Genomic DNA, 25,296 nt, shown 5'->3' with positions numbered 1-25,296 from the left:
GATCAAGGCGAGCATCCGGGCCAGGGTGGAGCACCCGTTCCGGGTGATCAAGCAGCAGTTCGGTCACGCCAAGGTGCGCTACCGGGGCCTGGCCAAGAACACGGCGCGGCTGCAGGTGATGTTTGCGCTGGGCAATGTGTGGATGGCACGCCGGCAGTTGCTGGCGATGCAGGCATGAGTGCGCCTGGAATGCGCCCAAGGGCCGCTGCACGGGCCAAATCTGCCTGCTGGATGGGCATTTCGCGCGGGGAATCAGTCTGGTCTCGCACATCGCGAAAAATCACCCCCGATTCATCCCCGCCGCGGGGCGTCGGAAAGGGGTTTTGCAGACCTTCCCTAGCTCGTATCTTGCACCACTGAAGCGTCAATGTCCAACTTCCCTTAATTTCTCCTGAAAATCAAGTGATGTTTGCTAGTTAGGATACGATTTGATGGGCCGATCCGGGGGACGTTTGCTGGGCCGCCGTCGGCCCAGCCGGGTACCATGCACAGCTCCACCGCCTTGAGATACGACACCGACGGATCACCACGCCATGCTGCTGCCACACGACGATGCCATGCAATTCATCGAGGCGTATGAAGCCGTTCTTACTCAGGTCCTGATCAACGAAGGCAAGAAGCTCACCAGGAGCCTGATCAAGGATCTTGCCAAAGCCAGGAACTTGGTGAAGGCCGACATGGGCCGTCTTCACCGTGCCATGGAAATGGTGAAATCCACGAGTCACGGGTTGCCATCGCAGATCGAGCGCGTGCTTCCGACAATGCGCGCCGGGCGATGGTTCTACTTGCGGAGCACGACCCGGTATGCACTCATGCTGGATGCCGATCTGAAGAATGCATACGCCGTGAAAGGCCTGACCACGCCACTGCATGAGCTGCTGAGCGGCACGACCGTGGTGGTCGAGACAGCAATCTTTGAATACAAAGGCGAATTCGTGTGCGACGGGATCATTGCTGATCCGGTGTACATCGGACCAGGCATCCGTGCCGACCTGAACGCCACCTACACCACCATCAAGGCAGAGGGGCGCTTTCACAAGCGCTGTGCTGGCTGACGGTAACGAACCTTCACATGCCTGGATAGCGAGGCCGGAGGCATGTGGGCCGCAAGCATGCGGTTGGCCGCATGGAAAGTGAGCCCAAGGCGCCATTGATGGCAATGCAAAGCTTTGGGTACTGCTCCCCATCCATGTCTCGGGACAGAATGGCCTGCGCATGCCGACCCGAACGGCAGGGCAAAAAAACAGAGAGGGAACCCATGCATCTTCACGCTCCGCAGGCGACATTCCTCGTCGGCCTGCTGGCCTACCAGGCCATCCGCACCGTCTATCAACGCCGCGCCCGCGCCGCCGGGCCTTCCAGGGCGAACCATTCCAGCCGCCAGGACAAGGCACTGATCGTGCTCGTGGCCATCGGGCAGATGGTGCTTCCACTGGCGTACATCTTCACCCCCTGGCTGGATGGAGCCTCGCACGACGCCGCCCCCGACGTGCTGCCGTATGCCGGTGCACTGGTCTGGGCTGCAGGCCTCTGGGTGTTCTGGCGCGCCCACGCGGAGCTGGGCACATGGTGGTCGATCACGCTGGAGATCCGGCACGGCCACGAACTGGTCCAGCGCGGCGTGTACCGCGTGGTGCGGCACCCGATGTATGCCGCGTTCCTGCTGTTCGGCGTGGCGCAGGCCCTGTTGCTGCCCAATGCCATCGCGGGGCCCTCGGCGCTGGTAGCGGTGGCCATCCTCTGCATCGTGCGCATTCCCCGCGAGGAGGCCATGATGTGCGATGAGTTCGGGCAGGCGTACCGCGACTACATGCGGACCACGGGCGCGGTCATTCCGCGGCTGGTGCCGCGGCGGCGCATCGCCTGACCGGTGCTTGCCTAGGGCGTGCCGCCGTCGGCATCTCACATGGGAAAGAAGGGCGAAGCCTTGGTGGGCGGAAACACCGGGCCGCGGCTGCCTGGAGGTACCGGGCGGCACCGGACAACGAGCCGCTCGGTTTTGGTGGCAGGCGCCTCGGCCTGCTCCTTCGACGCATCGAATGCGGAGGGATCGACCAGGCTGGTCCGTACCTCGTCGCATGCGCCATCCGGCCTTTGCGTATAGGAGCTTCCGATCCAGAGCGTCTGGACTTCCTGCGTTCCTGCCAACTGGTAGGTGATGGGGTCCCAGTCCGCACGCAGGTACTCGCGCAACTGCGCGCTCGCGCCCACCGAAGCCAGCGCCACCGCCATGCAGCCCGCAGCCGCCCACTTGTTGCTCGATTGTTTGGGAATCATGAGGCAGTGTAGCCAGCCCGCCGCGATGCCCATCAAGCGGCGGTGTAGGCTTGCGCGCATGCACACGACCCGCTCTGTCGATGGCCAGCACCGCGCAGCCCTGCACTTCGAGGGCGAGATCCGCTTCGGGCCGGAGTACTTCCGGCTGGCCATCGATGGCCGCGAGGTGCCGCACCGGATCTTCGGCAGGCCGCTGTGCTGGTCACCCGATTCGCGCGTCGTCGTGGCCCAGGAGTGGCTCACGACCGACTACGGCGAGGGCCCCGTCACCTGCGCCGCCCTGGTCGATGTGCAGGCCTGGGCGATCGCCCGGCTGGAGGTGGCGGTGAAGGGGTTCGCGGAAGACTTCCGTTTCGACGCCCATGTGCTGCGTTATCGCTTGCGCTTTCCTTCCATGGGCGAGGTGTTCGATGTGGCGATGGAGACGGATGCGGAGCATGCGTGGACGGGCATCGATGTGCAGCCCCGGCCGCAAGCGCCGCCTCTCTAAGTCCTCTCTAAGTCTGCAGTCCTAGGATGAAATCGTCGTTGAAAGCCCTGGCGATTTCACTGTCGCAAGGGCGGACGACACGGTACCGGCATGCCGCCGCCGATGCGGTGCACGCACCGGAGCCCATCATCATTCGATCGAGGAGTGACCACCATGAGAGTTCTTGCCCGCCTGTCCGTCCTGACCCTTTCCTCCCTGGCCGCCGCAGCGGCCATGGCGCAGACGCCGAGCCCTGCGGCACCGTCGGCAGCGGCCACGAACCCGGCGGCCGCCACGGCGCCGGCCGCGAAGGCCCGCAAGCCGCTGGTGAAGACCACCTGCTCCGACTATGTCGGCATGGACGAAACGATCAAGCCCAAGTTCATCTACTACGCCGTGGGCCACACGCAGGGCGGCAAGAAGGAAGCGGTGTTCGAGGAGGACGCCATCGAGAAGATCAAGCCCGAGCTGGACCAGTACTGCTCGGTGCACCTGACGAAGTCCGCCTATGCGAAGGTGATGGCCAGCAGCATGGCGTCCGAGGGGGCGGCGGCGCACGGGCATTCGAAGGCCAAGTGACGGGCTGGTAGCGGACGCGCGGCCCGCGACACCGCAGGCCTGCGCAGTCGACCTGGACAGCGGCGTCAATGCAGGGCCTGCAGGGTGATGTTCATCAGGACATGCCCATCCTCCCTGTAACGGTCCACCAGTCTCTGCAGCAGGTTTTCCACTTCGCGTGGCCGTGCTTCGAATTCCCCATGGTTGGGGTCGAAGAGCGAGATCCGCCTGCCCGATGACGAGGCCGCGATGGTGTGCGCCTTTCCGTTGGCGAAATACATTCCCAGCAGATGTTTCGCCCCCGTCTCGGCGATGGTGCCGGCCACATAGGGAAGCACCCCCGGCGTGATCCAGTCGTAGAGCTCGTCGCTTTCCGCCGGGCGCAGGCCTGCGGCGCACAGCACGGCATTCTGTGCCTGCAAGTCCGCGGCCGCGGTCTCCGAGCCGCGGCTTCGCCGTGCGGCCTTGTCGTCCGCGTAATGCCGCTGCCATTGGCCGGCCACTGCATGGCCTGCGGTTCCCCGCGCCAATGCGGCCACGCGGTCGACCGGGCTCTGGTCCAGGCGGCGAAGCCATTCAGCAACGAGGCCCAGGCAGATGCCCTCGACATTCGCCCCCACCAACTCGGCTTTGCAATAGGGGATCGCAGACGCCCCCTCTCCCGGCGAAGAGCCGGTGCGGGAGAGAGCCATGCGGGCGCGGGAGTGTGCAGGGCCGGAAGCGCGCCCTGCCGCGGAATGCAGCAGATCCCTGCCGGTGCAGGGGCCCGTTCTGCCGGGCGGCAGGCATGCCCTTGGCGCAAGCATACGCGCAGAAATCAGCGGTGACTGCGGCCGGGCGGGCACCGGCGGCTGGTCCGCGTGGACGCAAGGGCGATCCGATGCGGAGGCGGGATGGGATGTGCTGGCCAGCGGTGGGCCATAGGCCCGGAGGTGCGGGGCCGTGCTGCGAATTCGGTGGTCCATGGCGTTTGCTTTTTTCCGAGAATGGGCGCCATTCCATTCGCAAACCACCAGCGGGCCCTGGCTGCGCGCGAAGCTGCGGCGCAGAAAGAGAAAACGTTAGAGTCTGTCTGACACGGGTAGCCCGGCAGGGAAGCGAAGCCCCTTGCCGGGCCAAGACAGGAGAACGCCATGAAATGCTTCGTACACCATGACTCGGATGCTGTCGGCACCTGCCGCGCCTGCAACAAGGGACTGTGCCCGGCCTGCGCGACCGACCTGGGCCATTCCATCTGCTGCGCGGGCGAATGCGAAACCAAGGCACGCACGCTGCATTCGCAGGTGCAGCAGAGCGCGGTCGTGCTCTCGGCGCAGCGGCGCAACCGTTTCCTCGCACCCATCTTCTTCATCGGGGCCGGGGCCATCTTCATCGTGTTTTCCAGCCAGGGGCGCGGGCCGTGGCCCAGCTTCGCCGATGCGATCGGCCTGGGGTTCATCGTGTTCGGGATCATCCTGGGCGTCGTGAGCCACCGCTATGCCCGGGAGCTGGAGCGCAAGGCCTGACGGTCCCGCGCGGGCGAACGGTTCAGGCGGAACGATTCCACCCACCCAACGCCACTTTCGCGGCCAGCCAGGCGATCAGCGTGCACAGCGCTGCCAGCGCCGCGGTGAACACCAGCTGGATGGCGAACGGGCCTGGCGCGGCGTTCCAGTCGTAGTGCCGCACCCCGCCCGCCCGGGGGTGGACGACGAGGTGGCCAGTCTGCACGGCACCGACGACCTGCCACGCCAGCCAGGCCGCGAACAGGGCGGCCAGCATGGCGCCGGCAGCCGCCATGCAGCGGCCGGGCGCGCGCAGCCGGGGCGTGTCCACCGGGGGTTCGGCCACTTTCGTCAGGCCACGCACCTGCCGCCTGCGGGTGGCTGACCGCGGCGGGAGCGGCTCCCCTTCCAACGCCACGGGTACGCCCAGGAATCCACCGGCCGCGCGGGCCGCTGCGTCCAGGCGCGAGGATGCGCCGGCCCGGGGCAGGACCACCCAGGCCAGCACGCGGGGACCGCCGTGCACGCAGCGCAGGACCAGTTCTTCGCGCCGCAGAACGCCGCGGCCATGCGGGACGCGGCGCAGCCAGATGGCGTCGATGTGCGAGAGGATGACGCCCATGTCGCGCACGCTCGGCGCTCCCCGGAAATGGCGCAGGGCTTCGCCGGTACCCTCCAGGCGGGACAGCCGGGCTTCGCGGCTGCGGGGCGCGAAGCGCAGGAGGGCGATGCCCGCGCCGCAGGCCAGCACGCCCCACAGGACCAGCACCGCCACGGCCCACGGACCTTCCGACGCGAGGCGTGCACGGGCCTGCGGATCACCCGCCCACAGCGCAGCCACGACGCAGGGAAGCACCGCCAGCATGCCTCCGGCCAGCAGCATGGCCGCTGCCAGCAGGCGCGGCCGCACGCGGATGCGCAGGCACTCCCCGCCGTGCAGCTGCTCGATCAGCACGCCCGGCAACGCGCCGCGCCCCCTCGGGATGCGGATGCAGTGGGGCGGCCGTTCATGCCGCGGCCATGCGCTGCGCGCGCGCCCTGGCTGCGACGCCGATGCCCACGACGCCCGCCGAGGCCACACCCAGCACCAGGGCGGCGGCCGAGCCGTAGAAGATGCCCGAGGTCATGCCCGCGTCCAGCATGGCGCCGAACACCGGGGCAGCCACGCAGAAGCCGAGATCCAGGCCCGAGTACACCGTGCCGTAGACGCGGCCGGTGGCGCCGGGCGGCGCGGCGCGCTTGATCAGCATGTCGCGCGAAGGGCCGGCCAGGCCGGTGCCCACGCCTGCCAGCGCCACGAAGACCATGGCGGCCATGCCGGGCAACAGGCCGGTACCCGCGGCGACGAGCAGTACGGCCGTGGCCAGCAGGCAGACGGTGATGGTGCGCTCCAGCCGGACCACGCGGCCGGCCAGGAAGCCGCCGACCACCATGCCGGCGGCGCCGCACAGCATGTAGCCGGTGACGACCATGGAGGTGACGGACAGCGGCAGGCCGTACATCTTCTGCAGCGTGGGGCCGGCGAAGCTCTGGATGACGCTCAGCGAGCAGGTGGTCCAGAAGAAGAACGAGAAGCACAACCAGACGGAGGGCAGCCGCAGGAAGGCCATGGGGTGTTCGGCCGGGGCGCCAACTGGCGCGCTGGCGGCGCCGGGCTTGCCCGTAGCGGGCGCTGCCGTGCCCCGGCGGTCGTCGAGCGCGTCGCGGTTCAGGACCATGATGGACAGGATGACCAGCGCCAGCAGGCCGCCGCAGAGGCAGGCCGCCCGCCACGAGCCGGTGGCCGCGGTGATGCCGGCCATGAAGACGGGAGCGGTGGCCCAGCCCAGGTTGCCGGAGATGCCGTGCACCGAGAAGCCGTGGCCCAGGCGCTGGGGCGACACGCGCTTGTTGAGGATGGTGAAGTCCACCGGATGGAACGGGGCGTTGCCCAGGCCCGCCAGCGCCGCGGCCGCCACCAGCCCGGCATAGCCGGTGGCGATGCTGGCCACGAGGCCGGAGAGGACGAAGCTCGACAGCGCGAAGAACATCACCGGACGCGCGCCGACCCGGTCCACGATGAAGCCCGACAGTGCCTGGCCCACGCCGGAGATCACGAAGAACACCGACACCAGCAGGCCCAGCTCGGAGTAGCTGTAGCCGAACTCGGCGATGAGAAAGGGGAACAGCGGCGGCAGCAGCAGGTGGAAGAAGTGCGAGGAGCCGTGCGCCAGGCCGATGAGGCCGATGGTGCGGGCGTCTTCGCGCAGCGTAGCGTGAGCGGTCGCCGCGGCGGGCGCATGGGTCGATGTCATGCCGGTGATCTTAGGCAGGCGGCCCGCGTCTGAATTACGATAGTCTGCCAATCGCTGTCGAGAACATGCCAAACTCCGCCAAGCCGCCCGCCGCCCGGCCTGCCGAGCGCTCCGCACCGCCCCTGCCACGCGCCCCACAGCGGCGCATGGTGGCTTTCGTGCCCTCGCTCACGCCGCATCTTTTCGTGCCCAGCGCGGCACGGCCGATGCGCGCCAAGCACCGCCAGCTGAAGGCAGGCACGCAGGTGATGCCGCACTGCCACCCCTGGGCGCAGGTGGCCGTATCGACCACGGGCGTGATCCGCCTGACGGTGGCCGAAGGCACGTACACCGTGCCGCCGTCGCGCGCGGTGTGGATCCCTCCGGGCGTGGAGCATGCGGTCACGGTGGTGGAAGACGCGGACATGCGCACGCTGTACCTGCACCAGGCACGCGGGCGCTGCGGCCCGGGCATGGCCCGGGCCGAAGATGCCCTGTGGCGCCAGTGCCGCGTGCTGGAGATGTCCGAGCTGTTGCGCGCGCTGGTGTGCGAGATGCCCACCGGGAGCGACGACGCGCCCCCGCCTGCGCCGGAGGTCCTGCGCCGCGAACGCCTTCTGAGCGCGCTGATCCGCGAAGAACTGTGCAGCGCCAGCGCCGTGCGCCTGGGCGTGCAGCTGCCGCGCGACAAGCGCCTGCGCCATCTGTGCGAGGCGGTACTGGCCGATCCCACGCGCCACGAGAAGCTGGCGGACTGGGCGCGCGACACCGGTGCCAGTCCGCGCACGGTGGCGCGGCTCTTCCGGCAGGACCTGTCCACCACCTTCACGCAGTGGCGCCAGCAGGTGCTGCTGGCACAGGCCGTGGCGCTGGCGGCGGGGCGCCGGCCCGTGAACCAGATCGCGGCCGAACTGGGCTACAGCAGCCCCAGCGCCTTCAGCGCCATGGTGCGGCGCGCGGTGGGCGTGCCGCCGGCGCGGTTCCTGGGCCTGCAGGCATGAGCCGCGCCCCCTTGAACCACTGGCGCGGTGGCTGCGCCGGGTGCGGCGTTGCAGGGGCGCGCCAATGCCGGTATGGTGCCTGCGCATGAATGCACCCACTCCAAATTCTCCCGATGCGCGCTTCCACAGCTACCAGCCGCGCCAGGGCCACCGGCTGCCCCACGACCCCTTCAACGCCATCGTGGGGCCGCGCCCCATCGGATGGATCAGCACGCAGAGCGCGGCGGGTGTGCGCAATCTCGCGCCCTACAGCTTCTTCAATGCGTTCAACTACGTGCCGCCCATCGTGGGCTTCGCCAGCATCGGCGCGAAGGACACGCTGGCCAACGTGCAGGCCACGGGCGAGTTCGTGTGGAACCTCGCCACCCGCGACCTGGCCGAGGCCATGAACCAGAGCTGCGCGGCCGTGCCGCCCGAGGTGGACGAGTTCGCCCTGGCGGGGCTCACGCCCCTGGCCTCCGAGCGCGTCGCGCCGCCGCGCGTGGCCGAAAGCCCCGTGACCTTCGAATGCCGGTGCACGCAGATCCTGCAGCTGCAGGGCGCGGACGGGGTGCAGGTGCCCACCTGGCTGGTGCTGGGCGAGGTGGTGACGATCCACATCGACACGGCGCTGCTGAAGGATGGGATATACGACACGGCGAGCGCCGGGCACATCCTGCGCGCGGGGGGGCCCGCGGACTATTTCTCGGTGGGGCCGGAGCAGAAGTTCAAGATGTACCGGCCGCGGTGAGGCGTGCCATCGCGTCCATGCGTACTTTTCTTGTTCTGGTTTCCTGAGCTTTCCGGCGGCATCCACAGCCCGGACGGCTTCCCAGGATTTATGCTTGAGCCCGGTATCTTTATCTTGCTCTCAACGCTGCCCAACCTGCCTCACACAGGGGCCTCAATCCGGAGAACCGACACCATGAACGCCACCCGACTCGTCGCCCTTGCCCTCATCGTGGCCGGCGCGCTCGGCCTCGCCTATGGAGGCTTCAGCTATACCAAGGACACCACGGTGGTGAAGCTGGGACCGCTGGAGATCTCCGCCAAGGAGCAGGAGCGCGTCAACGTTCCGCTGTGGCTGGGCATCGGCGCCATCGCCGTGGGCGGGCTGCTGCTGACGGTGGGCGGCCGGAAGTAAGGCCAGCCTCGCATGGGCACGCTCCGCCGGAGATTCCCCTTTCTCGCCCGCCATTGGTTCGGTGCGCTGTGCACGCTCCTGGGCCTGGCGCCCCTCGTGCTCCTGCTGGCCTGGTGGCCGCTGGCCACGCTGCTGGAGTGCTCCGGCAACGAGGGTTCGGGCATGCACTGCGCCGCCGCGCCGGGGCTTTCCGACATGGCGTACACGATGTTCATGGTGGGTGCCTGGGGTTCGATGTTCACGCTGCCGGCGGCGCTGTCGCTGTACCTGGTCGGAGCAGCCTTGCGCTGGCTGCTGCGTGGGCCTGGCACATCCCGGTGACGCGCCGCGATCGTCACCACGGAGACCCCGGATGATTCTCGAAGCAGCTCCCCTGCAAGTGCGCGCCGGCCAGGAAGCGGCATTCGAAGCCGCCTTCCTGCAGGCACAGCGCATCATCGCGTCCATGCCGGGCTACCGGTCGCACCGGCTCGAGCGCTGCATCGAACGGACGGGCGAATACCTGCTGCTGGTGGAGTGGGACACGCTGGAGGCACACGAGCAGGGTTTTCGCGGCTCGCTGCAGTACCAGGAATGGAAGCGGCTGCTGCACCACTTCTACGAGCCGTTTCCCGTCGTGTCGCACTATGCGGCGGTCGATGGAGCCTCGTCCCCTGCGTCCTGACCCTCGCCGCGCAACGGCAGCGCGATGCCCGACGCGGCGAACACCTCGCGCACCACGCCCAGCGCATTGAGCGCGGCCGGGAAGCCGGCATAGACGGCCATCTGCATCACCACCTCGACGATCTCGGCCGGGGTACAGTCCACGTGCAGCGCGGCATGCACGTGCACGCGCAGCTGCGGCAGGGCATGGCCCATGGCGCACAGGGCCGCCACGGTGGCCAGTTCGCGTTCGCGCAGGCCCAGCGCGGGCCGGGCGTAGATGTCGCCGAAGGGGAATTCCACCAGCAGGCGCGCGAAATCCGGGAAGGACTGTGCCAGTTGCTCCACCACGGCCAGGCCGGCGGGACCGTCCACCTGGGCGAGCATGCGGGTGCCGCGCTCATGGCGCGCGCTGCCGGTACCGGGGGGCGTGGCCAGGGGATGGGTCGATGGGGACGCGTGCCGCATGCGGGGTTCCTTTCGAGGGTCTTGGTTGGGGGTCGTCCGCGAATGTAGGCAGCTTGCGGAATCCTGGGAATGACCGTTTCGGTGATACCTTTTCGGTATGTCTTCCAAGCTCGACTCCCGCTCGCTCGCCCTCTTCCTGGCCGTGGCCGACGCCCTGAGCTTCCGCCAGGCGGCGGAGGCGCTGCACCTGTCGCAGCCTCCCCTGAGCCGCGCGATCCACGATCTGGAGTCACGGCTGGGCATGCCGCTCTTCGACCGCCACGCCCGAGGCGTGAGCCTCACCGAGGCAGGGCGCCGGCTGCTGCCCTACGCACGCGGCGTGGCCGATCTGCTGCGGCAGGCGGAGGCCGCCTTCCAGGGCGCCGCCGTGCCTGCCACGCTGCGGCTGGGTCTCACCAGCGCGGCCGAGCCGGCCTGGTTCCGCGGGCTGGCCGACCGTGCGCAGGCGCTGCAGCCCGGAATTCGCGTGGAGGTGGTCTCGGACACGTCGCCACGCCTGGTGCGGCAGCTGCGCGCGGGCCGGCTCGATGCCGCCTTCATCGCGCTGCCCACCGATGTGCGCGGGCTCGATGTGCTGGAGATCGACCGCCTGCCCATGGTGGTGGCGCTGCCCTCCGCGCACCCCCTGGTCCGGCGCCGGATGCTGCGGCTGTCCGACCTGGCGCAGCAGCCCGTCTTCTGGTTCGAACGCGCCCGGCAGCCCGCGTTCTACGACCATTGCCAGCAGGTGTTCGAGCGGTACCGCTTCGCCCCGCCCAAGCTCCGCGAGCCGGCGGACCACCACGTCCTGCTGGCCGAGGTGGCGGCCGGCCGGGGCATGGCACTGCTGGCCAGTTCCTTTACCGGGCTGCGGCGCGCTGGCGTGGCCTACCGGCGCTTGGCCGAGGGCGATGCGCTGGCCCTCGGCATCGGTCTCGTCACGCCGTCCGGCCAGACTGCGCTGCGCGCGCTGCTGTCCAGGGCCGGTGGCGTGATGCGGACATCGCACGCCTGACATCGAGATGTTGCCCTGCGGATGGCGGTCCGTGCGGCAACCGATCTGATCGTCCCGGGGTGCGTAGCCTCGGATGAGTGCGGCCTGGGATGAGCCTCGCGACTCCTTCCATAGCGTTACTCGTACGGGAATTGGTCCGGTTCCGTGGACACATCATTCCTGCCGGTCGCAGCGATGCGACTTCGACGAAGCCTTCGCCCCTCAGAGGAAGTTCCCGCCGTCGTCGTCGAAGGCCGGGCCGCTGTCGTCGGGCAACCAGCCTGCGTCGCGGCTGTCGTCGTTGCCGCGGCTGTCGTAGAAATTCTCGTTGGTGATGTTCTGCACCACGGTTTCCTGCGGCAGCAGCTCGCCGCCGCCCAGCAGGCCATTGCCCACGGCGCTGCCGCGGTTGCCCAGCAGGTGTTCCAGCCCGTTGAACAGGAACATGCCGCCGGCCACACCGGCCGCCGCGCTGGCGGCGGTACCCAGAAAGCCCGGCCCTGCAGGGGCGGCCGCAGCCGGCGCGCTGGCGTTGCCGAACAGGCGGTCGCGCCAGCCCGGAGCGGGTGCCGGCTGCGCGTAGCCCGCCGGGGGGGCTTGCTGCGGCATGGACGTGGGTTGCGCTGCGGCGGTGCCCGGGCTGTAGGCCTGCGACGGGGCGCGGCCGAAGCCCTGCTCCAGGTCGGCGCCGATGAAGCTGCGATTGCTGTCTGCGGCCTGCTTCAGCCGTGCGACTTCTTCCTGTGCATGCGCGAGGCCGCGCTCGAGCAACAGGCAGCGCTGCACCAGCAGGTAGAGCGCGTCGGGCTGCGCGGCCAGCGCCTGGTGGATGCGGCTGTCGGCCTCGCTGTCCTTGGCTGCCGGGCCGGCGTGGACCAGGCGTTGCAGCAGGTCGTCGAGCAGCGGGCGTTCGTTCGGGGTCATCGTCACATTCCTTTGCCCGGTGGATGAAGGGTATGCGCATCTGATCCCGCGCTCATTGGCGAGTTCCCGGTGCAGGCGCGCATGGTCGACGAAGGCACGCAAGTCCGCCGACCTCGACCTGCACGGCGTGCTGGACAATGACTGTGCACCCGGACAGCACCAGGCAACGGATGGCGCGGCAGCCCTACGCGCCCGTAGGCCCCTGGTGGAACACCAGCTCTTCCACCGGCTGCCCGCCCACCAGGTGCTGCTCGATGATGCGGTCCATGTTCTCGGGCGTGACGTCGTAGTACCAGGTGCCGTCGGGCTGTACGCACATCACCGGGCCGCCCTTGCAGGCGGCGAAGCAGCTCACGCGGCTGCGCTTGACGCGCAGGTCGCCGTCGTTGAGGCCCGCAGCCTTGAACTTCTCGCCCAGGCTGTCGAAGAGGGCCTGGGCCTGGCCCTCCTGCGCGCAGCGCGGACCGGTACAGATGAGGATGTGGCGGCGGTAGCTGCCGATCTTGGGCTTGACGACCACGCGTACGCCTTCGGACGCGGCGGTTGCAGGGGCGGTGGTCGTGGGGGTGTCGGTGCTCATGCCTCTTCCTCGGTCGTCGCGGCCTCGGCGATAACGAGCGGCTGGGCCAGGGTGTCGCGGATGTAGTCGGCCGGCAGGCGATGGCGCAGGGCCAGCGATTCGATGCTTTCGCCGGCGGCGTGGTCGAGCTGCAGGTTCTCCAGCCAGCCGTTGAGGCCCGTGGAGAGCGAGCGGCCGGGCCGTTCGCCCTCGCGCGTGGCGCCGCCGCCTTCCACGTCGTATTTGTTGGCGTAGCCGCGCGGCGTGACCATGAGGCCGTGCTGGAGGGTGGTGTTGCTGTTGCCGATGAGCACGGTGCTCAGCATCCCGATGTCGGCATCGCACATGGTGGCGAGCGTGGCGAACTCGATGCGCTCGCGGCGGCGGTAGGCGCTCTTGACGATGGCCACGGGGGTGTCGGGGCTGCGGTGGCGCAGGAAGAGCCGCTGGGCCTCCTCGATCTGGCGCGTACGGCGGCCGCTCTTGGGGTTGTAGAGCGCGACCACGAAGTCGGCCATGGCGGCGGCGTCCAGCCGGCGCGCGATGGTGGGCCAGGGCGTGAGCAGGTCCGAGAGCGAGATGGCGCAGAAGTCGTGCGTGAGCGGCGCGCCTACGCGGGCCGCGCAGCTGTTGAGGGCCGATGCGCCGGGCACGATCTCGACCTCGATGCCGCCGGGCTCGACCACGCCGTTCTCGTCGAAGGCGGGCGGCGTCCAGCCGGCCTGGAACAGCACCTCGAACGTGGGGCCGGCCATGCCGTACACGCCCGCATCGCCCGAGGAGATGAGCGCGACCTTCTTGCCCTCGCGGGCGCGGGCCAGCGATTCGATGGCGCGGTCCAGTTCTTCGGTCATCGACTTGCGGATGATCTCCTTGCCTTCGATGAGATCGGCCACGAGCTTGATGTAGGTGACGTAGCCGATGATGGTGTCGGCTTCGGCGATGGCGGCGCGGGCGCGCGCGGTCATGTGGTCGGTGCTGCCGGGGCCGATGCCCACGAGCATGATCTTTCCTGCGGACATGTGCGTTCTTTCCTTCAGGCAGCGATGGCCTGCGATGCGGGCGCGGCGATGCGCTGCAGCGTGCCTTCGTCGATGCAGGCGGCCAGCCAGCGGCGGCCGCGCAGGCGCGTGGCGCCCAGGGTGATGGCGATGGTCAGCAGCGGCTCCACGGCCACCAGGCTCAGGTAGGACGCGGCGAACAGCGCCCAGTCGGCCACCGGGGCCGGGTCGCTGCTGATGGAGAGCCAGAAGCCCACCATGAGGGTGACGCCCGCGTAGTACACGGCGTCGAGCTTGAGCACGTTGGCGATGCTGATGCGTTCCAGGCGCTTGCCCAGGCCGTGGTGCACGGCCACCAGCGGCACGGCCAGGCTCAGGAAGTTGACGGCCAGGTGTGCCAGATCCTGCGGCTCGAAGACCAGGGCCTGGGCCAGCAGCCCCAGGCCGAAGCCGAACAGCGTGGGAATGAAGCCGAACAGCAGGTAGATGGGCATGGCGCCGACGAAGTGCAGCTCGGACGGGCCGATGGGCATGTGCCAGACCTGCATCAGCACGCTGAAGAAGAAGGCGGCCAGCAGCGTGCGCAGCCAGGCCGTGGGGCTTTTGAGCAGGGGCAGCGCGTGCGCGCCCAGCAGCGCCGTGGCGGCGACGGAGGCATAGGCGATCTTGTCCTGCGAGAGGATGCCGATTTCGATATGCATGGTGGACCTTTCAAGGGTTGGGTGGAGTCAATGGCTGGAGTGCCCAAGAGGCCTCAGCCGCCGGAATCGGAGGGGCCTTGCGGGGCCGGCGGAATGCGCGCGATGGACACGGTGGCATTGCGCCCGTCGGGCCCGCGCAGGCGGTGCTTTTCGACCACCAGGGCCGACGCATCGGCCGCGCCGGCAGCCAGCAGCGCGGCGGCTTCGCTGACCGAGGGCGTGCCCATGTAGCGCAGCACGGTCTCGGACGGGTTGGGCACGGGCACGGCCGCCAGCTGCGCGGCGGCGTACCAGCGCAGCGGCCAGCCGTGGCGCGCGGCCAGCGAGAGGAAGGCGGCTTCGTCCTGCTTGGCCTCGATGCTGGCGGCCAGGGCCACCTGGGCGATCTGCGCGCCCACCTGGGCCAGCGCCTCGCGCAGGCAGGCCTCGACTGTGGCCTCGGGCGTGCCGCGGTCGCAGCCCAGGCCGATGGCCAGGCGCATGGCGTGTTCGGTGCTCACGCAGCGGCGTCCACGGGCGGGCGGTACACCACCAGCCGCTCGTGCCACGCGGCCCAGCGCTCGGGCGTCACCTCGTCGTGCGTGATCCACAGAACGGCCTTAAAGCGTTCGGGATCCACGCCGCTCCAGTCGGCGAGGCAAACGATGTTGGCGGGCAGCGGCGTGGGCCGGTTCCACCAGTGCGGGCTGCCGGCCTCCTGCACGACGGCGATGGGCTCGCCGTTGACCACGTGGGCCGAGACGCGGGTGATGTTGATCTTGGGCGCCTCCACGCGCCAGCCCAGGTGGCGGCCGAGGATATCGACGGGAATGGTCTTGCCCACGTCGGACGCGGTGGTGAGCACGGGCGTGGCGCCGATCAGCGCAGCGATGCGCTCGCTCCATTCGTTGGCGCCGCCCACGTGGCCCGAGAGCACGGGGATGACGAACTGGCCCGCGTCGTCCACCACCGTGACACCGGGGTCCTCGTCCTTGGATTTCAGCACCGGGGCGATCAGGCGCACCACGGCGCCCAGCGAGACGAAGAAGACCAGCTGGTCGTACTGCGCGAAGAGCGGCGCGATCTCGTCGCGCAGCGCGCCTTCGTAGGCGCGCACGGTGTTGGGCAGGCCCTCGAAGGCCGCAGCGAACTTGGCGGCGGTGCAGACGTGCGCCTGCGGCACGTCGCGCGCCAGCTGCGCGGCCTGGGCGGCACCGTGGCGGGTGATGGCGACGAGGCAGACGCGCACCTCGGCGGCGGGCTGCGCGGGGGCGGAGAGCACCACGTCGGGCGCGGCGGGAGTGGTGGCGGTCGTCATTCGGCAAGCTCCGGTTCGTCGGACAGGGGTTGGCCGGCAGCAGCGGCTGCGGGCGAGGATTTCTTCAGGCAGCCCTTGATGCGCTCGCCGCGGATGCGGTGCGGGTTCTTCACCACCATGAGCGAGAGGTAGCTGACCTTGGTGCCGCGCAGCGCGGGCAGGTCGGTGCCTGCCACGCAGCGCTCGTCGGGTGCGCCCACGCGCTCGATGAACTGGGTGTGGGGCAGCAGCTCGCGCCGCTCCAGCCAGTCGATGAGGTCGTCCATGAGTGGCTTGACCTTCATCAGCACCAGGGTGTCGAAGTCGGGCAGCAGGCGGTCCACCGCGCTCACGCCGTAGGCGGCGGGCACGATGGCGATGGTGTCGTCCTGCTCGGCCAGCGGCATGCCGCGCGTGGCGCAGGCCGCCGTGAAGGCGTTCACGCCGGCGATCACGGGCGCTTCGATGCGCGCATCCAGCGCCCGCACGGTGCGCGCCAGGTGGCCGAAGGTGGCGTAGGTGCTGGCGTCGCCTTCGACCAGGAAGAGCACGTCCTGCCCGGCCTGCAGCCAGGGCAGCACGGTGTCGGCGGCGCGCATCCAGGCACGGGCGAGCTTGTCGCCGTCGTGCGTCATCGGGAAAAGCAGCGTCTGGTGCGTGGCGGGCGGCGCGAGTCCGGCGCGCTGCACGATGTCGAAGGCGTAGCTGGGCGTCTTGGTGCTGCGGGCCGGATAGGTCCACACGGCGTCGCTGCGCTGCAGCTGCGCCCAGGCGGCGCGGGTGATGAGGCCGGGGTCGCCGGGGCCGAGCGAGACGCCGATCAGGCGGCCCAGCGGCTGCCCTTGCGGGGCCTGCGGCTGTGCTGGGGATATCGTGGTCAGCTCGGTCATGCGCCCTCCTCCACGGCCGGCGCCGCGGCCCCGGCGCTGCCCGCCTGCGCGCAGACGATCCACACCGGGTTCTCTGCCGCCATGCGGTGCATGTGCAGGATGGGCTTGCTGCGCGCGGCCTGCAGCTGCAGCACGTCCCATGCGGCGCCGGCGGCCTGCAGGGCCTGGGTGGCGGCGGCCAGGTTTTCCAGCGTGACGAAGTTCATCACCAGCCAGCCGCCGGGGCGCAGGCGCGCGAGGCACAGCGCGATCAGCTCGGCCAGCTCGCCGCCCGAGCCGCCGATGAAGACCGCGTCCGGGTCGGGCCAGGCATCCAGCCCTTCGGGCGCCTTGCCGTGCACCAGCGTGTGGTTGGAGACGCCGAAATCGCGCACGTTGCGGCGCGCGATCTCCACGTCGCCCTCGTTCTTCTCCATGGCCCAGACATGGCCCTGCGGACACAGGCGTGCGGCCTCCAGCCCCACGGAGCCGCTGCCGGCGCCGATGTCCCACACGCGGCTCGTGGCGCGCAGCTGCATGCGGGCCAGCGAGACGGCGCGCACTTCCTGCTTGGTGATCAGGCCCTTGTCCGGCTGGCGCTGGTGGTAGGCCGCATCGGGCAGGCCGAAGCGCACGGCGTCGGGCCGCTGGCGCGTGCGCACCAGCAGCACCACGTTGGGGTCGGCGAAGTCCTGCGCGGCGGCCTGTGCTGGCGCCATGTCGGCCCAGACGCGCTCGTCGGGCGTGCAGAGGCGCTCGGCCACGCTGATCTGGAAGTCCTCGCCCAGGCCCTCGGCCACCAGCAGGCGGGCGATGCGCGCGGGCGTGTTGTCGGGGCTGGTGAGCACGGCCAGGCGGTCGTGCTGGCGCACGGCCTGGGCCAGCGCGTAGAGGCCGTGCGCGGGCGCGGCGCCCACGGTCCATTCGCCGGCATCCTTGGCGTGGACGGAGACGATGCGCGCGTCCTGCCAGGCCAGGCCCAGGCGGGCGCAGGCCAGCTGCAGGGTGGAGACGTTGGGCATCACCTCCAGCGCCTGGATACAGAGGCGCGAGGCCAGGTAGCTGGCGATGCCGTGGCAGAGCGGGTCGCCCGTGGCCAGCACCACGCAGGACTGGTGGGCGGCGCGGGCCTCGGCGATCCAGCCGGGCACGGACGAGAGGCAGCCGGTCAGATCGCGCCGCACGGCCTGCGGGGCGATGTCGTCTTCGAGCAGCGCCAGCGTGCGCGTGCCGCCGATCACCAGGTCGGCGCGGCGCAGCAGCGCGAGCGCGGTGGCGCCGAGGCTGGCGGCGCCGTCGTCCAGCACGCCGATCACGCGGCAGGGCTGGGGGTCTTTTTCGAGCGGGTTCGTCGTCGTCATCGTCATGCGGTCATGCGTTGGCGGCCGGCCCGGAGGCGGCCTCGGTGATCTTGCTGCCGTCGAAATCGCAGACCAGCACGGTGAGGTGGAAGCGGTCGCCGTAGCGGTCGGGCGCCGTGAGCGTCTGCACCACGGCCTGTGCCAGCGCATGGTGGAAGGGCTCGCCCAGGCCCAGGGCCTGCATGCGTTCGGCGCCGAAGCGCGCGGTCTCGGCGGCGGCGATCTCGGCGCAGACCTCGGGCGGCGCGCCCACGCGGGCGGCCAGCTCGGCCAGCAATTGCGTATCGACCTCGGCGCGGTTGGCGTGGGTGATGGTCTCGCCCTGGGCGATCTTCGTGAGCTTGCCCACCATGCCGCCGATGACCACTTCGCGCAGGCCCTGGGCCACGGCCTCGTCGAGCGCGTAGCGCAGGAAGTCGCCCATCTGCACGAAGCAGGCAGCGGGCAGTTCGGGCCGCTCCTTCATCGCGAACTGCTCGGTGCGCCCGCCCGTGGTGAGCACCACCACGCCGTGGCCCAGCGTGGCGGCCACCTGCACGCCCTGCACCACGCTGGCGCGGTAGGCCGACGTGGAATACGGCTTGACGATGCCGGTGGTGCCCAGGATGGAGATGCCGCCCAAAATCCCTAAGCGCGCGTTCAGCGTCTTCTTGGCCATCTCCACGCCCTGGGGCACGGAGATGGTCACTTCCAGCCCGGCATGCTCCAGCAGCGGGCCGCCCACGGCACGCACGTTGTCTTCGATGTTGCGGCGGGGCACGGGGTTGATGGCCGGGCCGCCCACTTCCAGGCCCAGGCCGGCCATGGTGACCGTGCCCACGCCGAAGCCGCCGCACAGCACGACCTCGCCCGCGCGGCCGGGCAGCACGCGCACGTCGGCCGTGAGGTGGGCCTTGTCGGTGCAGTCGGGATCGTCGCCCGCGTCCTTGATGACCATGGCGTGCGCAACTTGGCCACCTTCGCAGGTTCCGTCGTTCACCGCGAAGCGCACCACGTCGCCGTTGGGCAGCAGGCAGTCCACCGCCTCGGGCACGGCGCCACCCACCAGGCCCAGCACGGCGGCGCGCGCGGCGGCGGCGGAGCAGGCCCCGGTGGTGAAGCCGGTGCGCGTGCCGCGGCGGACGGTTTTCTCCATCATGGCTGGCTCAGCCTCCGGGGGCGCCTTGTTGCGGCTGTTGCTGCTTCTGCCGCGCCTCGGCCAGCGCCAGCAGCGCGTGCAGCGCGGCCACCACCAGGGTGGAGCCGCCCTTGCGGCCGCGGATGACGATCCAGGGCACCTCGACCACATCAGCCATCAGGTCCTTGGATTCGGCGGCGGACACGAACCCCACCGGCATGCCCACCACCAGCGCGGGGCGCACGCCCTCTTCGCGGATCAGGCGCACGAGTTCGATGAGCGCCGTGGGCGCATTGCCGATGCCGACGACGGCGCCTTGCAGCAGCCCCTGCCGGTGCGCCTTGCGCATGGCCTGCACCGCGCGCGTGGTGTCCTCGGCCTGGGCCCGGGCGATCACGTCGGCGTCGCTGATGAACTGGTGGGTACGCATGCCGAAGTGCGCCAGGCGCGGCTGCGACAGGCCCGAGCAGATCATCTCCACGTCGGCCACCACGGGCGCGCCGCCGCGCAGCAGGGCGGCGATGCCGGCCTCCACCGCATCGGGGTGGAAGTCGGTCAGGCCGTTGAATTCGAAGTCGGCATTGGCGTGGATCATGCGGCGCACGATGGGCCACTGCTGCGCCGTGTAGGCGTGCGGGCCGGCCTCGGCGTCGATGATGGCGAAGCTGTCGTGCTCGATGGCCTGGCCGGCGCGCGTGAGCTGTTCGGTGACGGTGTTGACCGTGCTCATGCCGTGGCTCCGGCCGGCTGGGGGGCGGGGTGCGCGTGGTGGTGATCGTGATCGTGGCCGTGCGGGTGCCCATGGGCGTGGCCGTGTTCATGGCCGTGGTCGCCATGCCCATGAGCGTGCCCATGGTCATCCGCTTGTGCGTGTGCGTGCTCAGCGCCCCCCGCAGCGATGGCAACGGGCGCATGGGCATGCGTGTGCTCGTGGCTGTGCCCGTGCCCCAGGTCGTGGGCGATCTCGCGGTACTTGCAGCCGTCGCAGGGCAGGCGGCTGTCGGGCAGGCCGGCCTGCAGGTCGGCCACGCGCTGCTCCAGCAGCTCGAAGATCTCGCGCTCCATGCCGAAGTGGCCCGACTGCGCGAAGCGCAGCTGCGGGTACTGCACGCGCAGATGCTCCACCTGCCGGCCGATGCGCTGCATCAGCGTGCCGGTGTAGAGGTAGTAGGGCAGCACCACGATCTGCTTCATGCCCAGCAGCGCCTGGCGCTGCACCACGCGCTCCAGCCGCGGCCAGGTGATGCCGGTGAAGGCGATCTCGACCAATTCGTGGTGGCTGTCCTCCTGCAGCCAGCGCGCCATCTTGGCGACGTCGCCGTTGGCCTGCCGGTCGGACGAGCCCCGGCCCAGCAGCACCACGCCCGTGGTGGTGGGGTCGGGCATGTCGAGCTTCTGCATGCAGCGGCGCAGCTGGCGCTGCATGATCGCCAGGATGGGTTCGCAGGCCGTGAGGTGCGGGCCGTAGAGGAATTCGACGCCCGGGCAGTGCGCGCGCGCATGCTCGATGGCTTCGGGGATCTCCATCTTCACGTGGCCGGCCGCGTTCAGGATGAGCGGCAGCACCAGCACGCGGGTGCTGCCCCTGGCGGCCATCAGCAGGCCGTCGTGCAGGCCGGGCGGCGCGAATTCGATGAAGCAGACCTCGATGCGCCAGCCGGGCTGGCGCTCGCGCCACTGGCGCACGAAGGCGTGGATCTCGTCGTTGCCCTCGGGCTCGCGCGAGCCGTGGCCGACCAGCAGCACGGTGGTGCCGGCACGCGCGGGCGCGGCGCCGACGCCGATGCCAGCGGCCGGAGCGTGGCCCGTGCGGTCGCCGTGGTCATGGTCGTGGCCGTGTTCGTGGGAGTGCCCAGGGGCATGCGGAGCGTGCAGGTGCGTCATCGTGGGGGGTCCTGTGGGGTGTCCGTCAGGGGACTGGTGGCTTCCGTGCCCTGCGGCGCATCGGTCGCGCGGCGGAAGCGGTGGGTGAAGCCCGGGTCGTAGAGCTTGGATTTGGCGAGTTCGGGCCAATGGCGCGCGCCCAGCGTGGGACTGGCAATGATCATGGCCTGGCTCACCACCTGGGCCTCGCGGCAGCGCTCGCGCACGTCGGCCACGGTGCAGCGCACGATGCGTTCCTCACCCGGCCAGGAGGCCTTGTGCACCACGAGCAGCGGCGCATCGTCCGGCCAGCCGGCTTCGCGCAGGCCCGCCTGCACCTTGTGCAGCAGGGTGATCGACAGGAAGATGCAGAGGGTGCAGCGGTGCCGCGCCAGTTCGGCGAGCGATTCGCCGGGCGGCATGGGGGTGCGGCCCTCCACGCGCGTGAACACCACGGTCTGCGTGACCTCGGGCAGCGTGAAGCTCTCCACCGCCGCGGCGGCCGAGGCCATGGCCGACGAAACGCCCGGCACCACGCGCACCGGCACGCCCGCGGCATCGAGCGGCTGCACGAGTTCGACCAGCGCGCCGTAGAGCGCCGGATCGCCCGTCTGCAGGCGCACCACGGTGCGGTGCTTCTGCGCCTGCAGCACGAGCCACGCGGCCATCTGTTCCAGCGTCATGGATTTGCTGTCGGCGATGGTGCAGCCCGGGGGTGCCCAGCGCGTGGCGGCTTCGTCCACGAGCGAGCCGGCGAACAGGATGGCCCCGGCGCGTTCGACCAGGGAACGGCCCTTGACGGTGATGAGGTCCGGATCGCCGGGCCCGGCACCGACGAACCAGACGGTGCCCGGTCCCGGGACGGCGGTGTCGCAGGCCCCGTTGGCCTGCGCCGAAGAATCTGGCATGGGAAGCGACGACAAAGATGCGCCCGCCGCGGCAGGCGCGCCCGCACCCTGCCTCCCCGCAGGGTCCGTGAAATGGAGCATGCACGCCAAGGCGCGCGCTCCCCCGTCGGCCGGTATCCGGGCTGGCGGCGCGGCAGTTCATGCCGGGCTCCCCGGGCCCTTCCCGGATGCCGCGGGGGCATTCCAGTGGACGTCGTTCCAGGGGCCGAAGGCGCCTGGCCTGAGCCCATGCGCCTTCCATCGCTGACCGTTGCGGGGGCAGCCCAGGCCGGGGCCGTCGTCCGTGGCGGAGCGGCCCTTCCTGGTTCCCGTTTAACTGCGCGGCCGGAAACGGCCACGCGAGCACCAACGGGCGGAAGTATAGGGGGGAGCGCGCCGCAGGGCCCGCTCAGGACGTTTCAGAACGATTCAGGTGACCGCCTCCGGGCCGGCCTGGATTGCACCAAGAATGGGCAAGGCGCTCGCGCCGAATGCAACGGCCACCCGGCCACCACACATGGAGAGAGGGAACCCGACATGCGACATCCACACACCATCCGAGGCGCCTGGCTGGCGCTTTCCGCTGCCGCCGTGCTGGCCGGCACGGGCTGCAGCACGCACCGCACGGAGCACGAGGCCACCGCCACACCGGCACCCGCGTGCGCCAGCGGCACCACCGCCACGTTCGGCAACGGCGCGTCCGCGTGCGGAAGCCAGGCCTCGGTCACGCCCGCGGGCGGATCGCCCGTGGCGGTGAACACTTACCTGGGCATCCGGTACGCCAAGGCAGACCGGTTCCAGCCGCCGCAGCTGTACGCCCCTGCCGGCAGCAACGTACCGCAGACGGCGCCAGGTGCCTTCTGCCCGCAGCCCAACCGCACCGTCTTCCCCAACCAGAGCGAAGACTGCCTCTACCTGAATGTCTTCACGCCGCAGTCGGCCCCCGGGGCGTCCCGGCCGCTGCCGGTGCTGCTCTTCATCCACGGCGGCGCCTTCGTCGAGGGCAGCGGCTACCAGCCGTCCCCCAGCGGCAACCTCCTCGACGGCTCCTACCTCGCCGCCACGGGCAACATGGTGGTGGTGACCATCAACTACCGGCTGGGCGCGCTGGGCTTCCTGGCGCTCGGCCGTGTCGATAAGAGCGTCGATCCGGGCGGCACGCTCCCAGGCAATTTCGGCATCCTCGACCAGCAGCAGGCCATGCATTGGGTGCAGCAGTACATCCGCGCATTCGGCGGCGACCCGGCGCGCGTCACCATCGCGGGCGAGAGCGCGGGCGCGATGTCCACCGGACTGCACCTGTTCGCCGCGCCGGGCAGCGCGAAGCTCTTCCAGGCCGCGGTCATGGAGAGCAATCCGGTGGGGTCCGTGTACCGCACACCGGCCAAGGCCCACGAGTTGGGCGAACTCTTCCGTCTCGCGCTCTGCGAGCGCATGAAAAAGGAGTGCCTGGCAGGCAAGCCCATCCTGAAGAACGCCAGCTTCCAGGACATTGTCGATGCCCAGTCACTGAAGCCTCAGTCGTCGGAGGGCCAGCCCGATGCCACGGCCAGGATGCAGACCTCGGTGCCGCCCCTGGTCGCCCTGCTGGGCGAGGCCGCTCCGCAGGTCCAGGATGGCCTGCCCTGGTCGCCGACCCTGGACGGCACGGTCATCGCCGGGCAGCCCCTGGCCGGCTACGCGACCACATCCACCGGGCCCATGCCCGCGAAGCCGTTCGTCTTCGGCATCAACCGGGACGAGGGGGTCGTCTTCGCCGACATGGCCTATTTGAAGCTGCAGGACAAACTCAGCCCCGTCACGGTCAACAACATCGTCATCCCCTGGGTCTGGGGACGCGAAGGCGCCAAGGCCATTACCGGCTACACGGTCCAGGGCGCAGCCCCCTACAAGGCCCCCGCCGCCTCGGCCCCTGAGTACATGCCCAATCGCTCGGCCGTGACGATGTCGAACATCATCAACGACTTCGCCTTCCGTTGCGGCAACCTCGCCATGGCGGGCCGCGGGGCCGCAGCCAACGCGAAGGCCAGCCCCGCGCTGCCGGCCTTCGGCTACCTGTTCGCGCAGGCACCGATCTTCAACCTGTACAGGACGGGCCCGCAGCGCACGCCTGTCCCGGCCTGCCAGCCGGAGACCGGCAACGTCTGCCACGCCAACGAAATACCCTACGTATTCAATACCGTCGGGCAACTGGACCCGCAGCGGCCCGTCCCCCGCGCGGACCAGGCACTGTCGCAGGCCATGGCGGCCGCCTGGGCAAGCTTCGTGAACAACCCGTCCAGCCCGGCACCCTGGGCCGCGTCCGGCAGCCTGCCGACGCGCTGGACGCCCTACGCAGACCTGTCATCGCCACTGGCGCAATGGAACACGGCCGGCGACAGCAGCGTCAGCGCATCCCGGCTCGACCAGGGCGCGAACTGCTCCGCCCTCTGGAACACGATCGCGCCCATCGGAGGGAACTGATCCTCCCCCTGGCCCGCGCACCCGGGCCAGGAACTCTTCAGGAATTTTCAGGAAACATTCATTCCGCCTGGCGGCACGAAACGGAAAAATGGGGGCTCCTCAGTCTCTGAGGGAGGGGGAACCCCGATTTCATCGGGGTTCCGGAAAGCAAGCAACCAACCATCGAACCCAAAATGGCATTGACCAATCTGACCGTCCAATCCGACAACAACGCAGGTCCCCTGTACCAGCAGGGCTGGGACTTCTACGCCACGGACCTGAACCAGGGCGCCGGCGGCAAGTACATCTACGTGGGTTATCAGCGAGGCACCGCCAACCCCATCACCGATGTGCGCTTCGAAGCCTACGACAGCGCCCAGCAGAACTCCATTCCCGGCTGGGAATGGTCTCCCGTGGACCTCAACGAGGGTGCGGGGGGCAAGTACATCTACATGTACTGGAAGCGCGGCGGCGCGGCCCCCATCACGAACCTGATGTTTCTCGCCCTCAACGAATCCACGCCGCCACAGATCCCGGGATGGACGCATGTGGGCCCCGATCTCAACGAGGGTGCCGGAGGCGCTTATATCTGGGCCTACTACTCCCACACGGTCCAGCAGTCAGCCGCCAAGGTGAAAGTGGCACGCTGATCGGCAGGTCACGAGGCCGGCGCACTCCAGAGGGCGTGCGCCGGCCGCCGTGAAGCTGTGTCAGCGCGAGAGCGCGTCGGTGGTGGCCGAGTCCAGGCGGCCCGTCACCGGCAGGCCCTTGTCCTTCTGGAAGGCCCGCAGCCCGTTCGCCGTCTTCGCGCCCATGCCGCCGTCCGGCGCGCCCACGTCGTAGCCCAGCGCATTGAGCCGTGCCTGCGCCTCGCGCACCGACATCGATGCGCCCGCCTTCGTCTGCGACGGCGCCGCGCCGCCGTCCACGCCCAGCCGGCCGCCGCCGCCCAGGCCCTGGCCCTGGACCTTCTGCGCCTTGTAGTTGCGCAGCGCCATGACCATCTGGTTGTATGCGTCCATGAACGC

Annotated in this window: 32 protein-coding genes and 1 riboswitch; of the genes, 14 read left to right on the top strand and 18 right to left on the bottom strand. The window is 69.9% G+C overall.

Features of this window, described 5'->3' with window-relative positions; translation table 11 throughout:
- From T336_RS25520 to T336_RS0121610, 3 genes are all read left to right on the top strand, one after another.
- Nucleotides 1-178, top strand: a 178-nt coding sequence (locus tag T336_RS25520; RefSeq protein ID WP_035226844.1) for a transposase, incomplete at its 5' end; no start/stop codon positions are given.
- 355 nt (nucleotides 179-533) lie between these two features.
- Complete coding sequence (locus T336_RS0121615; protein WP_026434082.1) at nucleotides 534-1,055, top strand: hypothetical protein; 522 nt, start codon at nucleotides 534-536, stop codon at nucleotides 1,053-1,055.
- 203 nt (nucleotides 1,056-1,258) lie between these two features.
- On the top strand, nucleotides 1,259-1,867 hold the full coding sequence (locus T336_RS0121610; protein ID WP_026434081.1) for a protein-S-isoprenylcysteine O-methyltransferase: 609 nt from the start codon (nucleotides 1,259-1,261) through the stop codon (nucleotides 1,865-1,867).
- A gap of 35 nt (nucleotides 1,868-1,902) precedes the next feature.
- On the opposite strand, the gene T336_RS0121605 is transcribed toward T336_RS0121610, so the two are convergent.
- Nucleotides 1,903-2,277: a hypothetical protein gene (locus T336_RS0121605; RefSeq protein ID WP_026434080.1), complete on the bottom strand. Its 375-nt coding sequence runs from the start codon at nucleotides 2,275-2,277 to the stop codon at nucleotides 1,903-1,905.
- A 58-nt stretch (nucleotides 2,278-2,335) separates the two neighbouring features.
- Between T336_RS0121605 and T336_RS0121600 the strand changes: the two genes are divergently transcribed.
- Together T336_RS0121600 and T336_RS0121595 are read left to right on the top strand one after the other, a co-directional pair.
- Nucleotides 2,336-2,767 (top strand): hypothetical protein, encoded by a 432-nt coding sequence (locus T336_RS0121600; RefSeq protein WP_026434079.1) that lies wholly within the window; start codon nucleotides 2,336-2,338, stop codon nucleotides 2,765-2,767.
- 153 nt (nucleotides 2,768-2,920) lie between these two features.
- Complete coding sequence (locus T336_RS0121595) at nucleotides 2,921-3,325, top strand: HdeA/HdeB family chaperone (protein ID WP_026434078.1); 405 nt, start codon at nucleotides 2,921-2,923, stop codon at nucleotides 3,323-3,325.
- Nucleotides 3,326-3,390: 65 nt separating this feature from the next.
- Here T336_RS0121595 and T336_RS0121590 read toward each other — a convergent pair whose 3' ends face one another.
- On the bottom strand, nucleotides 3,391-3,996 hold the full coding sequence (locus T336_RS0121590) for a YopT-type cysteine protease domain-containing protein (protein ID WP_084151498.1): 606 nt from the start codon (nucleotides 3,994-3,996) through the stop codon (nucleotides 3,391-3,393).
- A gap of 441 nt (nucleotides 3,997-4,437) precedes the next feature.
- On the opposite strand from T336_RS0121590, the gene T336_RS0121585 reads away from it, so the two are divergent.
- Nucleotides 4,438-4,809 carry a hypothetical protein gene (locus T336_RS0121585; protein ID WP_026434076.1) on the top strand — a complete coding sequence of 124 codons (372 nt, stop codon included), beginning with the start codon at nucleotides 4,438-4,440 and terminating at the stop codon, nucleotides 4,807-4,809.
- A gap of 22 nt (nucleotides 4,810-4,831) precedes the next feature.
- Here the strand turns inward: T336_RS0121585 and T336_RS0121580 are convergent, their stop codons facing one another.
- On the bottom strand, nucleotides 4,832-5,743 hold the full coding sequence (locus T336_RS0121580; protein ID WP_244884007.1) for a hypothetical protein: 912 nt from the start codon (nucleotides 5,741-5,743) through the stop codon (nucleotides 4,832-4,834).
- Between the two features lie 52 nt (nucleotides 5,744-5,795).
- Nucleotides 5,796-7,082, bottom strand: a complete 1,287-nt coding sequence (locus T336_RS0121575; protein ID WP_026434074.1) for an MFS transporter — start codon at nucleotides 7,080-7,082, stop codon at nucleotides 5,796-5,798.
- Between the two features lie 65 nt (nucleotides 7,083-7,147).
- Between T336_RS0121575 and T336_RS0121570 the strand changes: the two genes are divergently transcribed.
- The 5 genes from T336_RS0121570 (at nucleotide 7,148) to T336_RS0121550 (ending at nucleotide 9,849) form a co-directional block, all read left to right on the top strand.
- Entirely contained in the window at nucleotides 7,148-8,062 is a 915-nt protein-coding gene (locus T336_RS0121570) for an AraC family transcriptional regulator (RefSeq protein ID WP_026434073.1), read from the top strand.
- Between the two features lie 64 nt (nucleotides 8,063-8,126).
- On the top strand, nucleotides 8,127-8,792 hold the full coding sequence (locus tag T336_RS0121565) for a flavin reductase family protein (protein WP_035226861.1): 666 nt from the start codon (nucleotides 8,127-8,129) through the stop codon (nucleotides 8,790-8,792).
- Between the two features lie 174 nt (nucleotides 8,793-8,966).
- Complete coding sequence (locus T336_RS0121560) at nucleotides 8,967-9,185, top strand: hypothetical protein (RefSeq protein WP_019700660.1); 219 nt, start codon at nucleotides 8,967-8,969, stop codon at nucleotides 9,183-9,185.
- Between the two features lie 12 nt (nucleotides 9,186-9,197).
- Nucleotides 9,198-9,506 carry a hypothetical protein gene (locus T336_RS0121555; RefSeq protein ID WP_019700659.1) on the top strand — a complete coding sequence of 103 codons (309 nt, stop codon included), beginning with the start codon at nucleotides 9,198-9,200 and terminating at the stop codon, nucleotides 9,504-9,506.
- A 31-nt stretch (nucleotides 9,507-9,537) separates the two neighbouring features.
- Nucleotides 9,538-9,849, top strand: a complete 312-nt coding sequence (locus tag T336_RS0121550) for an antibiotic biosynthesis monooxygenase family protein (protein WP_019700658.1) — start codon at nucleotides 9,538-9,540, stop codon at nucleotides 9,847-9,849.
- Here the strand turns inward: T336_RS0121550 and T336_RS0121545 are convergent.
- Complete coding sequence (locus T336_RS0121545; RefSeq protein WP_019700657.1) at nucleotides 9,810-10,295, bottom strand: carboxymuconolactone decarboxylase family protein; 486 nt, start codon at nucleotides 10,293-10,295, stop codon at nucleotides 9,810-9,812. The genes T336_RS0121550 and T336_RS0121545 overlap by 40 nt on opposite strands.
- Before the next feature lie 97 nt (nucleotides 10,296-10,392).
- Here T336_RS0121545 and T336_RS0121540 point away from each other — a divergent pair, with 97 nt between their 5' ends.
- On the top strand, nucleotides 10,393-11,289 hold the full coding sequence (locus T336_RS0121540; RefSeq protein WP_026434071.1) for a LysR family transcriptional regulator: 897 nt from the start codon (nucleotides 10,393-10,395) through the stop codon (nucleotides 11,287-11,289).
- A 201-nt stretch (nucleotides 11,290-11,490) separates the two neighbouring features.
- Here T336_RS0121540 and T336_RS0121535 read toward each other — a convergent pair whose 3' ends face one another.
- From T336_RS0121535 to cobM, 12 genes are all read right to left on the bottom strand, one after another.
- The gene (locus tag T336_RS0121535; RefSeq protein WP_019700656.1) at nucleotides 11,491-12,192 is read right to left on the bottom strand and encodes a DUF2076 domain-containing protein; all 702 of its coding nucleotides are present in this window, start codon (nucleotides 12,190-12,192) and stop codon (nucleotides 11,491-11,493) included.
- 184 nt (nucleotides 12,193-12,376) lie between these two features.
- The gene (locus T336_RS0121530) at nucleotides 12,377-12,772 is read right to left on the bottom strand and encodes a (2Fe-2S) ferredoxin domain-containing protein (protein WP_026434070.1); all 396 of its coding nucleotides are present in this window, start codon (nucleotides 12,770-12,772) and stop codon (nucleotides 12,377-12,379) included.
- The gene (gene cobJ / locus T336_RS25515) at nucleotides 12,769-13,773 is read right to left on the bottom strand and encodes a precorrin-3B C(17)-methyltransferase (RefSeq protein ID WP_084151497.1); all 1,005 of its coding nucleotides are present in this window, start codon (nucleotides 13,771-13,773) and stop codon (nucleotides 12,769-12,771) included. Before cobJ ends, T336_RS0121530 begins: the two co-directional genes overlap by 4 nt.
- A gap of 14 nt (nucleotides 13,774-13,787) precedes the next feature.
- Nucleotides 13,788-14,453 carry an energy-coupling factor ABC transporter permease gene (locus tag T336_RS0121520; RefSeq protein WP_026434069.1) on the bottom strand — a complete coding sequence of 222 codons (666 nt, stop codon included), beginning with the start codon at nucleotides 14,451-14,453 and terminating at the stop codon, nucleotides 13,788-13,790.
- Nucleotides 14,454-14,506: 53 nt separating this feature from the next.
- Nucleotides 14,507-14,935, bottom strand: a complete 429-nt coding sequence (locus T336_RS0121515) for a cobalamin biosynthesis protein (RefSeq protein ID WP_035226877.1) — start codon at nucleotides 14,933-14,935, stop codon at nucleotides 14,507-14,509.
- Nucleotides 14,936-14,949: 14 nt separating this feature from the next.
- On the bottom strand, nucleotides 14,950-15,750 hold the full coding sequence (locus T336_RS0121510; RefSeq protein ID WP_026434067.1) for a cobalamin biosynthesis central domain-containing protein: 801 nt from the start codon (nucleotides 15,748-15,750) through the stop codon (nucleotides 14,950-14,952).
- Nucleotides 15,747-16,619, bottom strand: coding sequence for a precorrin-2 C(20)-methyltransferase (gene cobI, locus T336_RS0121505; RefSeq protein WP_026434066.1), 873 nt, complete (start codon nucleotides 16,617-16,619; stop codon nucleotides 15,747-15,749). The genes T336_RS0121510 and cobI overlap by 4 nt, the downstream gene beginning before the upstream one ends.
- Nucleotides 16,616-17,959 carry a bifunctional cobalt-precorrin-7 (C(5))-methyltransferase/cobalt-precorrin-6B (C(15))-methyltransferase gene (locus T336_RS0121500; RefSeq protein ID WP_026434065.1) on the bottom strand — a complete coding sequence of 448 codons (1,344 nt, stop codon included), beginning with the start codon at nucleotides 17,957-17,959 and terminating at the stop codon, nucleotides 16,616-16,618. The genes cobI and T336_RS0121500 overlap by 4 nt, the downstream gene beginning before the upstream one ends.
- Nucleotides 17,960-17,969: 10 nt before the next feature.
- Nucleotides 17,970-19,097 (bottom strand): cobalt-precorrin-5B (C(1))-methyltransferase, encoded by a 1,128-nt coding sequence (locus T336_RS0121495; protein WP_026434064.1) that lies wholly within the window; start codon nucleotides 19,095-19,097, stop codon nucleotides 17,970-17,972.
- A gap of 7 nt (nucleotides 19,098-19,104) precedes the next feature.
- Nucleotides 19,105-19,806, bottom strand: a complete 702-nt coding sequence (locus T336_RS0121490) for a precorrin-8X methylmutase (RefSeq protein WP_026434063.1) — start codon at nucleotides 19,804-19,806, stop codon at nucleotides 19,105-19,107.
- A complete protein-coding gene (locus tag T336_RS0121485) occupies nucleotides 19,803-20,960 on the bottom strand; it encodes a sirohydrochlorin chelatase (RefSeq protein ID WP_026434062.1) in 1,158 nt (385 codons plus the stop codon). The genes T336_RS0121490 and T336_RS0121485 overlap by 4 nt, the downstream gene beginning before the upstream one ends.
- Nucleotides 20,957-21,847 (bottom strand): precorrin-4 C(11)-methyltransferase, encoded by an 891-nt coding sequence (gene cobM, locus T336_RS0121480; RefSeq protein ID WP_026434061.1) that lies wholly within the window; start codon nucleotides 21,845-21,847, stop codon nucleotides 20,957-20,959. The genes T336_RS0121485 and cobM overlap by 4 nt, the downstream gene beginning before the upstream one ends.
- 91 nt (nucleotides 21,848-21,938) lie before the next feature.
- A riboswitch (cobalamin riboswitch) is annotated at nucleotides 21,939-22,212 on the bottom strand.
- A 151-nt stretch (nucleotides 22,213-22,363) separates the two neighbouring features.
- On the opposite strand from cobM, the gene T336_RS0121475 reads away from it, so the two are divergent.
- Nucleotides 22,364-24,289, top strand: coding sequence for a carboxylesterase family protein (locus tag T336_RS0121475; RefSeq protein ID WP_026434060.1), 1,926 nt, complete (start codon nucleotides 22,364-22,366; stop codon nucleotides 24,287-24,289).
- A 173-nt stretch (nucleotides 24,290-24,462) separates the two neighbouring features.
- A complete protein-coding gene (locus T336_RS25510; RefSeq protein WP_051647393.1) occupies nucleotides 24,463-24,918 on the top strand; it encodes a hypothetical protein in 456 nt (151 codons plus the stop codon).
- Between the two features lie 60 nt (nucleotides 24,919-24,978).
- Here T336_RS25510 and T336_RS25505 read toward each other — a convergent pair.
- On the bottom strand, nucleotides 24,979-25,296 hold a 318-nt coding region (locus T336_RS25505), incomplete at its 5' end, for a peptidoglycan-binding domain-containing protein (protein ID WP_035226857.1).

The organism is Paracidovorax oryzae ATCC 19882 (assembly GCF_000687165.1).
In the GTDB taxonomy this organism is placed as follows: Bacteria; Pseudomonadota; Gammaproteobacteria; order Burkholderiales; family Burkholderiaceae_C; genus Paracidovorax; species Paracidovorax oryzae.
The sequence above is the reverse complement of the archived record's forward strand: the minus strand, read 5'-3'. Positions and strand labels throughout refer to the sequence as shown.